The following is a 256-nucleotide window of genomic DNA, read 5'->3' on the forward strand; positions in this document are numbered from 1 at the left end:
GATGATACCTTTTTCTTCTAATTCTTTTTCCATGTTGTGATAAACAACTTCGGATTCATATTGAGCAGATACACCTGCTAAATATTTTTGTTCAGCTTCAGGAATACCTAATTTATCAAATGTACGTTTGATTTCTTCAGGTACTTCATCCCATGAACGTTCAGTATGTTCTGATGGTTTTACATAGTAAGTAATGTCATCAAAGTCTAATTCTGATAAGTCGCCACCCCATTGAGGCATTGGCATTTTATAGAAT

Annotated in this window: 1 pseudogene; it reads right to left on the reverse strand. The window is 34.0% G+C overall.

Annotated elements, in window-relative coordinates:
• Positions 1 to 256 (reverse strand): annotated as a pseudogene (locus HH682_RS15550) (hypothetical protein); the annotation flags it as partial.

It is taken from the genome of Rosenbergiella gaditana (assembly GCF_018494065.1).
Taxonomy (GTDB): domain Bacteria; phylum Pseudomonadota; class Gammaproteobacteria; order Enterobacterales; family Enterobacteriaceae; genus Rosenbergiella; species Rosenbergiella gaditana.